Annotated in this window: 14 protein-coding genes; 9 read left to right on the forward strand and 5 right to left on the reverse strand. The window is 62.4% G+C overall.

Translation table 11 applies throughout. The features are described from left to right. Positions 1 to 65 precede the first annotated feature (65 nt). From RN346_RS05260 to RN346_RS05275, 4 genes are all read left to right on the forward strand, one after another. The gene (locus RN346_RS05260; protein ID WP_311962358.1) at positions 66 to 680 is read left to right on the forward strand and encodes a flavin reductase family protein; all 615 of its coding nucleotides are present in this window, start codon (positions 66 to 68) and stop codon (positions 678 to 680) included. 86 nt (positions 681 to 766) lie between these two features. Next, positions 767 to 1,396 carry an SDR family oxidoreductase gene (locus RN346_RS05265; RefSeq protein WP_311962359.1) on the forward strand — a complete coding sequence of 210 codons (630 nt, stop codon included), beginning with the start codon at positions 767 to 769 and terminating at the stop codon, positions 1,394 to 1,396. A gap of 6 nt (positions 1,397 to 1,402) precedes the next feature. After that, complete coding sequence (locus RN346_RS05270) at positions 1,403 to 1,876, forward strand: metallophosphoesterase family protein (RefSeq protein ID WP_311960409.1); 474 nt, start codon at positions 1,403 to 1,405, stop codon at positions 1,874 to 1,876. A gap of 16 nt (positions 1,877 to 1,892) precedes the next feature. After that, positions 1,893 to 2,231 (forward strand): hypothetical protein, encoded by a 339-nt coding sequence (locus RN346_RS05275; RefSeq protein WP_311962360.1) that lies wholly within the window; start codon positions 1,893 to 1,895, stop codon positions 2,229 to 2,231. On the opposite strand, the gene RN346_RS05280 is transcribed toward RN346_RS05275, so the two are convergent. Both RN346_RS05280 and RN346_RS05285 read right to left on the reverse strand, forming a co-directional pair. Next, positions 2,228 to 2,461, reverse strand: a complete 234-nt coding sequence (locus RN346_RS05280) for a DUF3820 family protein (RefSeq protein WP_263584657.1) — start codon at positions 2,459 to 2,461, stop codon at positions 2,228 to 2,230. The genes RN346_RS05275 and RN346_RS05280 overlap by 4 nt on opposite strands. A gap of 54 nt (positions 2,462 to 2,515) precedes the next feature. After that, positions 2,516 to 3,385, reverse strand: coding sequence for a LysR family transcriptional regulator (locus RN346_RS05285; protein ID WP_311962361.1), 870 nt, complete (start codon positions 3,383 to 3,385; stop codon positions 2,516 to 2,518). A 117-nt stretch (positions 3,386 to 3,502) separates the two neighbouring features. On the opposite strand from RN346_RS05285, the gene RN346_RS05290 reads away from it, so the two are divergent. Next, on the forward strand, positions 3,503 to 3,928 hold the full coding sequence (locus RN346_RS05290; protein ID WP_263584655.1) for a VOC family protein: 426 nt from the start codon (positions 3,503 to 3,505) through the stop codon (positions 3,926 to 3,928). A gap of 8 nt (positions 3,929 to 3,936) precedes the next feature. On the opposite strand, the gene RN346_RS05295 is transcribed toward RN346_RS05290, so the two are convergent. Next, entirely contained in the window at positions 3,937 to 4,824 is an 888-nt protein-coding gene (locus RN346_RS05295) for an AraC family transcriptional regulator (RefSeq protein ID WP_263584654.1), read from the reverse strand. A 173-nt stretch (positions 4,825 to 4,997) separates the two neighbouring features. Here RN346_RS05295 and RN346_RS05300 point away from each other — a divergent pair, with 173 nt between their 5' ends. Next, the gene (locus RN346_RS05300; RefSeq protein ID WP_311960413.1) at positions 4,998 to 6,059 is read left to right on the forward strand and encodes an NAD(P)-dependent alcohol dehydrogenase; all 1,062 of its coding nucleotides are present in this window, start codon (positions 4,998 to 5,000) and stop codon (positions 6,057 to 6,059) included. A gap of 64 nt (positions 6,060 to 6,123) precedes the next feature. Here RN346_RS05300 and RN346_RS05305 read toward each other — a convergent pair whose 3' ends face one another. After that, on the reverse strand, positions 6,124 to 6,912 hold the full coding sequence (locus RN346_RS05305) for a methyltransferase domain-containing protein (RefSeq protein ID WP_311962362.1): 789 nt from the start codon (positions 6,910 to 6,912) through the stop codon (positions 6,124 to 6,126). Positions 6,913 to 7,080: 168 nt separating this feature from the next. Here RN346_RS05305 and nfsA point away from each other — a divergent pair, with 168 nt between their 5' ends. Further along, positions 7,081 to 7,818 carry an oxygen-insensitive NADPH nitroreductase gene (nfsA, locus tag RN346_RS05310; protein ID WP_311962363.1) on the forward strand — a complete coding sequence of 246 codons (738 nt, stop codon included), beginning with the start codon at positions 7,081 to 7,083 and terminating at the stop codon, positions 7,816 to 7,818. A gap of 10 nt (positions 7,819 to 7,828) precedes the next feature. Here the strand turns inward: nfsA and RN346_RS05315 are convergent, their stop codons facing one another. Then, the gene (locus RN346_RS05315; RefSeq protein WP_311962364.1) at positions 7,829 to 10,699 is read right to left on the reverse strand and encodes an EAL domain-containing protein; all 2,871 of its coding nucleotides are present in this window, start codon (positions 10,697 to 10,699) and stop codon (positions 7,829 to 7,831) included. 385 nt (positions 10,700 to 11,084) lie between these two features. Here RN346_RS05315 and RN346_RS05320 point away from each other — a divergent pair, with 385 nt between their 5' ends. Together RN346_RS05320 and RN346_RS05325 are read left to right on the forward strand one after the other, a co-directional pair. After that, entirely contained in the window at positions 11,085 to 11,351 is a 267-nt protein-coding gene (locus tag RN346_RS05320) for a DksA/TraR family C4-type zinc finger protein (RefSeq protein WP_311962365.1), read from the forward strand. Between the two features lie 69 nt (positions 11,352 to 11,420). Further along, a complete protein-coding gene (locus tag RN346_RS05325) occupies positions 11,421 to 13,034 on the forward strand; it encodes a PQQ-dependent sugar dehydrogenase (RefSeq protein WP_311962366.1) in 1,614 nt (537 codons plus the stop codon). The last annotated feature ends 54 nt before the right edge of the window (positions 13,035 to 13,088 follow it).

The following is a 13,088-nucleotide window of genomic DNA, read 5'->3' on the forward strand; positions in this document are numbered from 1 at the left end:
ACGCGATGCGATTTGCGCCGCCGGGGCGCGGGCGTCATCCAGGGAGTCTTACCGAGGAGCATGCAATGCCACACTACGCGATCGATGACAACGAGCTGAGCGCGGGCAAGATCTACCGGCTGCTATCCGGCACCGTTTGCCCGCGGCCGATCGCCTGGGTCGCCACCCGCGACGCCGAGGGCCGGGCCAATCTTGCACCGTTTTCGTTTTTCAACGTCGCCAGCATCGACCCGCCGGTGCTGGCGTTTTCCCCGCTTCTGGACGGCGAGGGCAAGGCCAAGGACACAGTGAACAATCTCGACGCGGTGGGCGAGTGCGTGGTGCACGTCGGCAGCGAAGACCTGATCGAGGCGCTCAACGCCACCAGCGCCACCCTCGAGGCCGGTGAGGACGAGTTCGAACACGCCGGGCTCGAAAAGGCCGACATGCCGGGGCTTAGCGTGCCGCGCATCAAGGCCGCGCCCGTGGCGTTTGGCTGCACACTTTTCGATATCGTACGCTTTGGCGATAGCCCCCTGGCCGGGTCGCTGGTGCTGGCGCGCATCGAGAGTATTTACGTGGACGAGCACATTTGGGACGGCCGCCACGTCGACATGGAAACGCTCAAGCCCACCGGGCGGCTGGCGGGCAACGGCTACGTGCGCATCACCGACCGCTTCGTGATCGAGCGGCCGGGTTGAATTCAGCGTTCGGCGTCGGCATTTACTCATTCATAGCCAAGCACCAGCTTGACTCAACATCTTCAGGCAACCCCCAGGGAGGCACCATGACGACACTCGTAGTCGGCGCGAACGGCCAGATCGGCAAGCAGTACTGCCAGCAGGCGCACAGTAACGGCATCGCCGTGAGAGCCATGGTGCGCCGCGAAGACCAGGCAACATGGTTTACCGAGCGCGGCATCGACGTGGTCATCGGCGATCTCGAAGGCGAGATGGCCCACGCCTTCGATGGCTGTAGCGAAGTGGTATTTGCCGCCGGCTCCGGGCCCCACACCGGCCCGGACAAGACGCTGTTGATCGATCTTCACGGCGCGATGCGCACCGTAGACCTCGCCAGGGAGAAGGGCCTGAAGCGCTTTTTGATGGTCAGCGCCATTCGCGCCGAGAAGCCGCTGGAAGCCTCGGAAAAAATGCGTCCCTACATGGTCGCCAAGCTCGCCGCCGACCGCTACCTGGAAAATTCCGGGCTGCCCTACGTGATCCTGAAGCCCGGCCCGCTCACCGATGAGGCCCCTACCCACGGGTTTACCGACTCGAAAGAGGACTCCCCGAGCGGTTCGATCACCCGGGCGGATGTCGCCTACGCCCTCGTTCACGTTAGCCAGCACCCGGCGTTCGAGAATCGCTCGGTGACGCTCTTGAACGGTGAGCGCTCCATTGACGAGCTTCTCGGGTAGGCGTGGATGAAACTCGACGCCCCGGTCGGGGTGATCAGCGATACCCACGGGCTCTTGCGCGATGAGGCGATGACGCTTCTCGACGGCTGTGGGCTGATCCTGCACCTGGGCGACGTGGGCCATAAACCCGAGGACGCCATGATCCTCGAACGTCTGGAAGCGCTTGCGCCGGTCTACACGGTTCGTGGCAACATCGATACCGCCCAGTGGTCCAAGCGGCTGCCGCTGACGGAACATATCGAGGTCAACGGCTGGCGCCTGCATCTGGTGCATCGGCTCGAGGATTTCGACGAGGCCACCGACTGCGACGCGGTGCTGCACGGCCACTCGCACAAGCCCTTTCACGCATGGCGCCATGGGCGTTTACTGTTCAACCCTGGCGCGGCGGGCAAGCGCCGCTTCAAGCTTCCGCTCACGCTTGGGAAGCTCTGGTGTGGTGAGCATCATTTGCGCCACGCCATTCTTCATCTGCCCGTTTAGCGCCTGGAGTAGACCGATGGCATCATCCGCCTCACTCACCGATGCGGTGCGAACCCTGCTGACAGATACCCCGGCCAGTGCGCTGCCGCTGACCTATCAACAGGTGGCCACTGCCCTTGAATTAAAGCCGCCGCGCACCATTGCCCGGGTCACCCAGGCGCTGGAAGCGCTCATGCATGAAGACGCGGCCAGCGGCCGGCCGTTCATTGCCGCCCTGGTGGTCAGCCGGCGCGGCGCCGTACCCGGCCAGGGCTTTTTCGAGCTGGCGCGCACCCTCGAGCGCTTTCCTTTGGATCCTTCTTTACAGCAAGACGCGTACCGCAACGAGTTCGCTCAGGCATTGGCTAACCGCTAGCGGCGCTGCGCCGTGGCGGGTCGCTTTCGAAGGGGTGTCAAAAGCTCGCCAAGGCCGTTGTGGTCGATCTCGTGCATCAGCGCCAGAAGTGTGCCGATCTCACCGCTGGGAAAGCCTTCCCGCGCGAACCAGTTCAAATAAGGCCCCGGCAGGTCGGCGATGAGCCAACCCTGGTATTTGCCGTAGGGCATGGTGTGAGTAACGAGTTTTTCCAGATGTTCCGGGTTCACAGTGCGCTCCGAAGGGGTCGTGGTTGGCCGAGAGGGCCATCGATGGGCAAAAGCTTACGGGGTGTCGGCGCCGGCGGCCAGCATCTCGGCAAGCGTTCGGGCGCTGGGCGTGGAGAGCCCGGCGCCGCGGTGCACCAGGCCAATCTCGCGGTAGAAATCCGGCGCAGCCAATTCGATCGCGCGCACCTGATCAGGCCAGTGCGTTAGCGCTTTCGAGGCGGGCAGTAGCGCCACGCCGACCCCGCTTGCCACCAGCGCGACGATGGCATCGAGCTCGTCCACTTCGCACACGTCCTCTACCTGGCAGTGCTGCTCGCGCAAAAAGCGCTCCACCTGGCGCCCGCCAAACGACGTGCGCTCGTAGCGGATGAACGGGTGGCGGGTAAGCAGGGCGTGCCAATCATCGCCTTCGATCCCGGCGGGCACCAGCAGCTGAAACGGCTCCCGCGCCAGGGTGTGCCAGCAAAGGCCGCGGTGCAGTGCGAAAGGCGGGCGAATGATGATCGCCATGTCGAGCTCCCCAATATCTACCTGATCCAGCAGCGCCATGGAAAGCCCGGGTAGCACGCGGGTTTTGCACGCCGGGTGGGTCTGGTGAAAGTGGGCGAGCGTTTGGGGCAGTATCAGCCGCTGCATCGAAGCGATCGCCCCGATGGTCACGGTTTGCGTCTCGGCCCGCTCGCCGGCAAGGCCAAGCTGGCCGTAAAGGGCGATAAGCTCCTGCGCCTGGCTCAGCACTTCCTGGCCCTGGTGGGTCAACTGCGAGTTGCGCCCCTGGCGCTCGAACAGCGCCACCCCCAAATGCTCCTCGAGCCGCTTGATCTGGGCGCTTACGCCGGCCTGGGTGAGGCCGATCCTTTGTGCGGCGCCGGCGAACGTACCCGCCTGAGCCACGGCCAAAAGCGTTCTGAGTTCGCGGATCATTGATCAATCCTTTTTGTGAATCTGCCAAAAAAATATTGATTTTATTTTGGCATAAAGCGGCCTAGCATGGATTTTTTGCGCAACCGACGCACTGATTACCCTTTAGAGGAGCCTGCCATGAGCCTATCTCCCTTTCATCTCGCCATCCCCGTTTATGACGTGCCGCTGGCGCGAGCGTTCTACAACGACGTGTTCGGTCTCGAAGAGGGCCGCTCCAGCGACAACTGGGTAGACTTCAACTTTTTCGGTCACCAGCTGGTCATTCACGGCCATCCGAAAACCCCGGGCCAGGAGAGTGCCCACACCAACCCGGTAGACGGTCACGATGTGCCGGTGCCGCACTTCGGCGTGCTGTTGGAGTGGAGCGAGTGGGAAGCGCTTGCCGAGCGGCTGAAAAGCCAGGGTATCGAGTTCGTCATCGAGCCCTACGTGCGCTTCAAGGGCCAGGTCGGCGAGCAGGCCACCATGTTTTTGCTCGACCCCTGCGGCAATGCCCTCGAGTTCAAGGCGTTCAAGGACAAGAGCCAGATTTTCGCCAAATAGAGCCGCGTTCAGACCTGGCGCTCGCGCTGGCGATGCGCCAGCGGCGTGTGGCCGAAGTAGCGCTTGTAGTCACGGCTGAACTGAGCGGCGCTGCGATAGCCCACCGCCAGTGCCGCCTGGTTGACGTTATGGCTTTGTCCGGCCAAGAGCGCCTGCGCTTTCAGCAAGCGCAGGCGTTTGACGTACTGACCGGGCGACGTATGGGTGATCTGCTTGAAGTGCTGATGAAACGCCGACCCGGACATGTTCACCCGTCGCGCTAGCGCCTCGACACTGATCTCCTGATCGAAATGATCGTGCAGCGTCGACAGTGCCTGCACGATACGCCCGTAATGCCCGTGGCCTTGTACCAGCGCGCGCAGCGCCGGGCCTTGCTCGCCTTTGAGCGCCTCGAACACCACCTCGCGAATGCGCGCCGCGCCCATGGCTCGGCACGTTCCCGTATCCCCCAGCGTTTCGGCCAGCCTGATAATCGCGCCCTGCATGGTCGCGCTCATCGCCACCGATGCCATGGGTTGAGGGGGCGGCTCGACCGGCGGAGGTTGGCCCATGGCGTTGGTCAGTTCGCCCAAAAGCGCCGGGTCGAGCTTGATCGACACGCCCAGCAGTGGCGCTTCGACGCTTGCGTGGGTTTCGCACTCGAAGGGCAGTGGCAGCGTTTGTACCAGATACTGGCCCGGGTCGTAATGGATTTCCCGGTCACCCAGATAGCCTGTCTTTCGCCCCTGGGCGATCACGATCAGGCTGGGCTCGTACATCAGCGGCGTGCGCGGCTGATGACGGCCCAGGTATAAAAGTGATACCTGCTCCAGCGGCGTGGCGTTGAAGCCATCATGGCGAATCAGCGCGGCAACGAGCGCCGACAGCGGCGTCGAGGTATGAAAAGGGGTGACCATGAAAGGTCTCCAGGCAGGCAATTTCAAAATATTGTGCCATTTTTGGCCGCTTTATTGTTACTTGATCACGCAGTTATGGAGAAACGAGCAAAAACCACGTAGCTTCCTGCATCGTAAAACGCCGCCCAGGGGTCGATAATCAGCACTCACGATTGACCCTATCAGGAGTGCTCATGAGTCAGACACAATCCTTTGCCGCGTTTGCCGCCGATAAACCGTTGGCTCCCTTCAGCTTCGAGCGCCGTGCACCGCGCGCCGACGACGTCGCCATCGAGATTCTTTACTGTGGCGTCTGCCACAGCGATCTGCACTTCGCCCGCAACGACTGGGGCATGAGCCAGTATCCGGTCGTGCCGGGTCACGAGATCGTCGGCCGCGTGACGGCGGTGGGCGAGAAAGTCAGCCGCTTCAAGCAGGGCGATCTGGTCGGGGTAGGCTGCATGGTCGATTCCTGTCGCACCTGTAGCGCCTGCAAGGATGGCGTGGAGCAGTACTGCCTGGAAGGCTTCACCATGACTTACGGCAGCCCCGACCGCCAGGACGGCACGATCACCCAGGGCGGCTACTCCAATGCGATCGTGGTCAGCGAGCATTTCGTGCTCAGAATGCCGGACGGCATCGATCTGGCCTCGGCGGCGCCCATTCTGTGCGCGGGTATCACGACCTACTCGCCGCTGAAGCATCACGGCGTGGGTAAGGGCCACAAGGTCGGCGTGATCGGCATGGGTGGGCTGGGTCACATGGGCGTGAAGCTTGCCAAGGCCTTGGGCGCGGAAGTCACCGTGTTCACGCGCTCCAGCGCCAAGGTCGAGGAGGCCAAACGCAACGGCGCCGACCACGTCGTGGTCTCGAGCGACCAGGCGCAGATGGACGCGGTGGCAGAGACGTTCGACTTCATGCTCGACACCGTGCCGGTCCAGCACGACCTGAACCCGTATCTCGCCTCGCTCAAGTATGACGGCACGCACATTCTGGTGGGTCTGCTGGAGCCGATCGAACCCGCGATCGAAGCCTTCAATCTGGTGTTCAAGCGCCGCGTGGTCGCAGGCTCGCTGATCGGTGGTATCGCCGAAACCGAAGAGCTTTTGACGCTATGCGCTGAGCAGGGCATCAGCTGCGATATCGAGATGCTCGATATCAACGACATCAACGAAGGCTTCGAGCGGATGGAGAAAGGCGACGTGCGCTACCGCTTCGTGATCGACATGGCGACGCTTACAAACGCCCAAACCTGAGTTTGTACATCGTGCTTTGATATTCGCCGCCCGCTTGCCGCGGGTGGCGTTTTTGCCGTTAGCGCTACGCCGTGGGCAGGTGGGCCGTCACGCGCAGACGCACGTAGTCGGCGCTCCAGTGACCCTGACCGTCGCTCAGGCTGTGGGAGAGCAAATTCAGCGTGTTGTCCATCACCGTCTCCTTGATGTCGTCATCAAGGCCGTGGAAAAACGGGCTGGCGAAGGTGTCGAGCCAGTTGGCCATGCCCGTCGGAAGCTTCGTCGGCCGAGCGATAAGCTCGATGCTATCGACCTTGAAGCCAACGGTTTCGAGCAGGTGGGCGTACTCCTCGACGGTGGGGAAGTACCAGGGATGGCGGTGCTTGGCGCTGATGCCGCGAAACTGTAATGAGGCGATCAGCGCGGTGCAGATGGCGGCAACGTTGCCGTGCCCGCCAAACTCCGCCACGAAGCGCCCGCCGGGTTTCAAGGCGCGCTTGATACAGGCCAGCACCGTTTGCGGGTCGAGCATCCAGTGCAGCGCGGCGTTGCTGAACACCGCGTCGAACTCCTGGTCGAAGGGCAGTTGGTAGGCATCGATGCGTCGCGCGTCCACGCCGCGGGCCAGGGCCGCCTCGATCATCTCCTCGGAAGCGTCGACGCCGACCACCTCGGCGCCCACCTTGCCGATGCGCTCGGTCAGCGCGCCGTCACCGCAGCCCAGATCGAGAATGCGCTCGCCGGGTTGCGCGGCCAGAAGGTCGAACACGTCGCCACCCAGTTTGGGTACGAAGTCAGCGTGGTCGGCGTACTGGCGGGCATCCCAGCGCTGTCCTGGGGCTTGCGGGGGCTGGTCTTCAAAGGTATCGGACATGGTGGGCTTCCGGGGCTGAAAAAAGACGGCGCGCTACTCTCATGAGTATAGTGCGCAACGCGCGACTTTATGAACAGGCAAATATAGCGCTATCCTGAGGGTTTTCCACCGCGGCCGGAGCGCAGGGGCCGCGACGTTTTTACTCAATCGACCACTTCTCGAGGCACCATGAACGACACGATCAAGCAGATGATGAGCCACCGCTCGGTACGTAAGTTTCGTGATCAGAGCATTCCGCAGGGGCTTTTGCTCGAGCTGATCGAGGCCGGCCAGGCGGCGGCGACCTCGAGCCACGTGCAGGCCTACAGCATCATCGACGTGAAAGCACCGGAAAAGCGTGAAAAGCTCGCAGAGCTTGCCGGCGGGCAGCCCTATATCGCCAGCGCCTCCCACTTTCTGGTGTTTTGCGCAGACATGAAGCGCCCGCTCGAGGCGGCCGAGCGCGCCGGGGCCGAGGTGGTGTCCGGTATGACCGAACAACTGCTCGTCGCTACCGTCGACGCAGCGCTGGTCGCCCAGAACGTCGTGGTCGCCGCGGAGTCCGAAGGCCTGGGGATCTGCTATATCGGGGGTATTCGCAATAACCCTCAAGCGGTCAGCGAACTGCTGGAACTGCCCTACCAGGTCTACCCGGTTTTCGGGCTTTGCCTGGGTTATCCGGAGCCGGACAAACTGCCGGAAGTGAAGCCGCGTTTGCCGGTAGAGGCGATTCTCAAGCAGGACGTCTACCAGGACGACCGCGAGCAGGTCGCCGCCTTCGATGAGACCATGCGGGCCTACTACCAGGCACGCAGCAGCGCCAACAAGGACACCGACTGGTCGCACAATTTGACCCCGCTATTCGAAACCAAGCTGCGCGCCCACATGCGCGAGTTTCTCATCGAGCGCGGCTTTGAAATGAAATAGGGGGTGGCCATCACCACTGAGTGACGTCGTTGAGCAGCTCACTCAGCGGCATGGGCCTGCCCAAATGATACCCCTGGGCGTAATGAATACCGTGGGACTGTAGCACCGGCACCAGCGCCTGCTGGTCGACGAACTCGGCGATGGTCTGCTTGCCGAACCCGCGAGCAATATCGGCGATCGCCTTGACGATGGTTTGGCTGTCGCTGTCGGTCAGCAGGTTGCGGATGAACGAGCCGTCGATCTTGATGTAATCCACCGGTAGCTGGCCCAAGTAGTGGAAGCTGCTAAAGCCCACGCCGAAGTCGTCCAGCGCCGTTTGGCAACCCAGCTCGCGCAGTTTTTGCAGCACGTTGTGGGCAATCGAAAAGTCGGTGATCGCGGCGGTTTCGGTCACCTCGAGAATCAGACGGCACGGGTCGACCCGGTGGGTTTGAAGTGCCTGGGTCAGATACTGGCGCAGGCCGTGGTCGTGCAGTGACTGCCCGGACAGATTGAGCGCCAGCGTAATGCCGCGCTCCTGAAGCACGGTCAACGCCTGCAGGCTGTGATGGATCACCCAGCGATCCACCTGGGTGATCAGCCCGCTCTGCTCGGCGATGGGAATGAAGTGTGCCGGAAGCACTAGGCTCTGATCGGCGTTTCTCAGGCGTAAAAGCACCTCGTAGTGCTTCACGGAGTGATCCTTGAGGCACATGATCGGCTGTACCCAGATCTCGAATTCGTCGGTTTCCAGCGCCGCGCGTATCCGCTCGATCCAGTAGACCCGCTCCTGAAGCTCGCTTTTCGCATTGTCTACTATCGACAGCAAGTGCCAGTAGGGGCTGCCGCTCTCTTTTGCCTTGTACATTGCGATATCGGCGCTGGCCAGCAAGTCCTCCGGCGTATTGCCATGCAGCGGGTAGAGCGCGATGCCGACGCTGGCGCCAATGTGGTGCTTGCGGCCCCCGGCACTGAAGTCGATGGCGTTGATCAGCTGAACGATATACTGAGCAACGCCAATGGCCTGGTCGCCGCCGATATCGGTCATCAGCAGCGCGAACTCGTCGCCGCCCAGGCGGGCGATGGTGCTGCGCTGGCCCAGATTGGCGCTGAGCGTGAAGGCGACCTCCTTGAGCAGCGAGTCGCCGACGTGATGGCCGCTGAGCTCGTTGATCTCCTTGAACTGGTTGAGATCGAGCAGCAAAACGGCGACCTCGGCATGATCCTGAAGCGAGAGCTGCAGCGCATCCTGGAAGTAGCGGCGGTTATAGAGCTCGGTGGTGGTGTCGCGCTCGGCAAGCCAGGTCAGGCGCGCTTCGGCAATCTTGCGCTCGGTAATGTCCAGCCCCACGGTAATACGAGAAAGTCCTCCGTTGTGGGCCTGGTTCAGAGGCGCGTGATACCAGGCAACGGTCGAGCGCTGCTTGTTGATTGTCTCGAACGTGCTCTCCTCCGGGGCGGGCCGTTCGACGCTAAGCGGCTCACCGCTAAGCGGGCGAAGGCGCTCCACCAGCGGCAGGATCATCGGGTAAGGGTGATTGAACACCTCGCCGAACCGACGGCCGATCAGATCGGCTTTTTCGAGCCCCAAGGCCTTGCAGGTGTAGCCGTTGACCAGGCGAATGTAGCCCAACGCGTCCTGAGCGATGATGAATACCTGGGCGGTATTGAGCAGGCTGTTGACGAAGTCGCGCTCGCCGGCGAGTTCCTCGACGCGGCTTGAAAGCTCGGCGTTGCGCTCTTTGGCATCGTCCTCGAGCGTGTTGAGCTGCAGTGCCAGAGCGCGGGTAGCTTCCTCGAGCACGTCGATTTCGTTGCGCCAGGGCGAGTGGGTAAAAGAGAGCCGACGCCGCACGCTGTCGAACTCTCCCCGCGCCAAAGAGGGCAGCAGCTCGGAAACGTGGCGAAGCCGGGCCATCGGCCCAAACAGAATGAGCAGCAGCAACAGCTCAGCGAGTATTCCGCCGGTCACCCCCACCAGCATTAGCGTACGGGTGGCCGACTCAATGGCGATCAGCTGCAGCGACGTGTCGGCCATCAGCAGAAAGTAGCCCGCGCTTCGCCAGTCGCCGTCATCCTGCATGTAGACGGCGCTCACCTCGAGTTGGCGGTTGTCGCGCGACACGCGATAGGGGGCGTTGACCAGTTGATGGATCGAGACGTCTTTTGCGGTCGTACGCAGAACCGGCATCACCTGTTCCGGGCGTGTCAGCGCGACGACGTAGCCCTCCCACTCGGGAATGCTCACCTGTTGAGCGCTATCGTGGTCGTCGCTGCCGGTCACCATCAAGGCGATTTCGCTTCCCGAGACCGCCTTGACCTCGCGCATCGTCTCGGCGAGGTTGCGCGAAAGGATCATCACCCCCTGGTTGACGCCGTCGTTCAGCACTGGTACCGCGACGAACTGGTGGCAGGTCAGCGCGCAGCGCAGCCGCGACATCGAGCCTTGCGTTTTAAGCACGTCATCGATCCAGCGCCGCGCCGGGAAAATCGGCGTTTCATCGCCGTGGCCCAGCTGCACGACCTGCTCGCCCCGGCGGTTGAACGCGAAGAGGTTATCCACCCCGCCTTCGAGCTGCAGCGTCGGCCACTGGGCGCCCAGCAGTGCGCGAAGGGTCGCCACGTCGTCGTTTTCAAGTGCGGCGCCCAGTTCCGGCGTGGTCGTGGCAAGCCCGGCCAGTTGGCGCAGACTGTCGCTGGAGCGCTGCATGGCCAAATGAATTTCGCGCTGCTGGCGCTCGTGATGCTGGAAGCGGGTCGACTCCAATTGCTGGGTCAAATAGTACTGACCCAGACAAACGAAAAGCACCACCAGCACCAAAAGCAAAAGGCTGCTAAGCGCGAGTACCCGCCAGGTCAGGCTCAGCCAGCGAGGCGCCTGACGGTGTGCCTTAGGCTGCATGAATAGACGTTTCCCGATAAGCAATGCTTAAAAGCGTAGTGAAGGTGATGACAAACGCATGTGCCCGTTTTCGCTTGCCTGTCAAAACCCGTCTCTCTAGCGCGTGTCGGCCAGGCGCAGGCACGCCACACACTTTTTAATGAAACACGTTTGTTAAAAAGATGCTCTTTAAAAGGCCAGCTTATCGGCTTTTGGAAGGGGCTAAAACCTTCAATAGCGGATAAAACCGCGTTATCTCGATGCATGGCGAAAAACGGCGCAAGAAAGCGCATCGGCGGTATTTCGCTCAAGGCAGCCAGGCGCCTGCGGCACTATACTCATGGGGAAGATCACGAAAACCGTGGCGCATTGATGCGCTGTCAGTACACAGTCAAGGAGAGTCGATATGGCCGGTGGATGGGCAAAGGATGGCGCCGAGCAGGAGCAGATCGAAAGCACGCTCGAAGAGGGTGTAGAGTGGGCGCGCAGCCAGCTACCCCGCGGTGAAAGCCGCCTTCACTGCGAAGAGTGCGAGGCGGTGATCCCCGAGCCGCGGCGTAAGGCGTTGCCCGGGGTCAGGCTTTGTATCGCCTGCCAGACCGAGCAGGACAAGCACGCCAGCCGCGCCAGCGGCTACAACCGCCGCGGCAGTAAGGATAGCCAGCTGCGTTAGGCGCCCTGGTCGATGGTACGTTTCGCGGCCACCCTCGGTGTGGCACCTCACGTTGGAAAGAGCGTTTTCATGCAAAAAAGATCCCCCGGATTTACCGTCAGCCTGCATGTCGCGATCGCGCTATTGGTCGGCATCGTGCTTGGCAGCATCATCCAGACCCAAGCCAATTTGGCGGCGCTTTCGACCATGGGCGTCGAGGTCTCCGCGTTTCGCCGCGTGATGACCACGCTCTGGGATCTGGTCACCTTCTCACCGATCTACGCGCTGCTCTTTTCTATAGGCTTCATCGTCTCTCAGGGCGCGGCGCTTTTAATATCGCGGCTGGCCCTGGCCGGGCGCTACCGGCTGCTACTCTGCCCGCTGCTGGCCATCATCGCGCTGTTTCTGACCTTTCATCTGGTCGACCACTTCGCCCCGATGCCCACGCTCGTGGCCGCTACCCGCACCTCGCTTGGGTTCGTGGCAATGCTCGCAAGCGCTGGCGCCGCTGGTCTGACGCTGGCGCTGCTGCGCGGCCGCGGCCGGCACCACGCGCACCGCGGGGCGTCAGCGACTACGGCCGCCGTTGCGCTGATGGCGGTAGGCATGGCGTCAACGGCTCCGCCTCAGGCCCATGCCCAGGACCAGGTCGAAGAGCCGGCATCGGTTGATTACCGACTGGAAATTGTGGCCGAGGGTCTCGAACACCCGTGGTCGCTCGCCTTTTTGCCCGGCGGTGACATGCTCGTCACCGAGCGGCCCGGACGGCTTCGGCGGATAACGCCGGGAGAGGAGAGCGTGGCCATCGACAACGCTCCGGCCGTGTTCGCCTCAAAGCAGTCCGGGCTTTTCGACGTGCTGCTCTCAAACGATTTCGCTAAAAATGAAACGCTGTATCTCAGCTACGCCTGCGGCGACCTGACCGCCAACCATACGTGCCTGGCCCGCGCGCGGCTGGTCGATAACGCCCTGCAGAATGTGGAAGAGATCTTTCGCGTCGCGCCCGCCAAGCGCGGCGCTGCCCACTTCGGTGGACGCCTGGCGTGGCTACCCGATGACACGCTGATACTGACCCTGGGCGACGGGTTCGACTACCGCGAACAGGCGCAGAACACGGATAACCACATCGGCGCGATCGTGCGCCTGAACCCCAACGGCAGCGCCCCTCGGGACAATCCGTTCGTGGGCGATGACACCGCCCGCCCGGAAATCTACAGTTTTGGCCACCGCAACGTTCAGGGCCTGGTGGTCGACGGTGAGGGCCGCGTCATCATTCACGAACACGGCCCGCGCGGTGGCGACGAGATCAATATCATCGAACCCGGCGCCAACTACGGCTGGCCGATCGCCACTCACGGCCTCGATTACACCGGTGCCCGGGTCACGCCGTTCACCGAGTACCCCGGCACCATGCCGCCGCTTCTGGACTGGACGCCGTCGATCGCCCCGTCGGGCATGACGCGCTACGACGGCGAACTCTTCCCCGAATGGCAGGGCGATCTGCTGATCGGCTCGCTGGTCGATCGCGAAGTGCGCCGCGTTACGCTAAACGATGACCTCACTCAGGCCGAGGACGTGGAAGGGCTTTTCGGCGAACTCGAGGAGCGCATTCGCGACGTGCGCACCGGCCCCGACGGTGCTTTGTATCTGCTCACCGACAGCCCGGAAGGGCGGCTCATTCGGGTGGTACGCGGCAACGGTTAATCACGGCGTCTGCCGGTTGGTCATTTGTTCGATCGCGACTAAAGTCAAAGAGCA

It is taken from the genome of Halomonas sp. PAMB 3232 (genome assembly GCF_031954225.1).
GTDB lineage: Bacteria > Pseudomonadota > Gammaproteobacteria > Pseudomonadales > Halomonadaceae > Vreelandella.

What these genes read in the sequence shown, in the direction of transcription:
- RN346_RS05270 (WP_311960409.1), top strand. Translation starts at nt 1,403, where the DNA reads ATGAAACTCGACGCCCCGGTCGGGGTGATCAGCGATACCCACGGGCTC.
- RN346_RS05260 (WP_311962358.1), top strand. Translation starts at nt 66, where the DNA reads ATGCCACACTACGCGATCGATGACAACGAGCTGAGCGCGGGCAAGATC.
- RN346_RS05265 (WP_311962359.1), top strand. Translation starts at nt 767, where the DNA reads ATGACGACACTCGTAGTCGGCGCGAACGGCCAGATCGGCAAGCAGTAC.
- RN346_RS05295 (WP_263584654.1), bottom strand. Translation starts at nt 4,824, where the DNA reads ATGGTCACCCCTTTTCATACCTCGACGCCGCTGTCGGCGCTCGTTGCC.
- RN346_RS05275 (WP_311962360.1), top strand. Translation starts at nt 1,893, where the DNA reads ATGGCATCATCCGCCTCACTCACCGATGCGGTGCGAACCCTGCTGACA.
- RN346_RS05325 (WP_311962366.1), top strand. Translation starts at nt 11,421, where the DNA reads ATGCAAAAAAGATCCCCCGGATTTACCGTCAGCCTGCATGTCGCGATC.
- RN346_RS05290 (WP_263584655.1), top strand. Translation starts at nt 3,503, where the DNA reads ATGAGCCTATCTCCCTTTCATCTCGCCATCCCCGTTTATGACGTGCCG.
- RN346_RS05320 (WP_311962365.1), top strand. Translation starts at nt 11,085, where the DNA reads ATGGCCGGTGGATGGGCAAAGGATGGCGCCGAGCAGGAGCAGATCGAA.
- RN346_RS05305 (WP_311962362.1), bottom strand. Translation starts at nt 6,912, where the DNA reads ATGTCCGATACCTTTGAAGACCAGCCCCCGCAAGCCCCAGGACAGCGC.
- nfsA (WP_311962363.1), top strand. Translation starts at nt 7,081, where the DNA reads ATGAACGACACGATCAAGCAGATGATGAGCCACCGCTCGGTACGTAAG.
- RN346_RS05300 (WP_311960413.1), top strand. Translation starts at nt 4,998, where the DNA reads ATGAGTCAGACACAATCCTTTGCCGCGTTTGCCGCCGATAAACCGTTG.
- RN346_RS05285 (WP_311962361.1), bottom strand. Translation starts at nt 3,385, where the DNA reads ATGATCCGCGAACTCAGAACGCTTTTGGCCGTGGCTCAGGCGGGTACG.
- RN346_RS05315 (WP_311962364.1), bottom strand. Translation starts at nt 10,699, where the DNA reads ATGCAGCCTAAGGCACACCGTCAGGCGCCTCGCTGGCTGAGCCTGACC.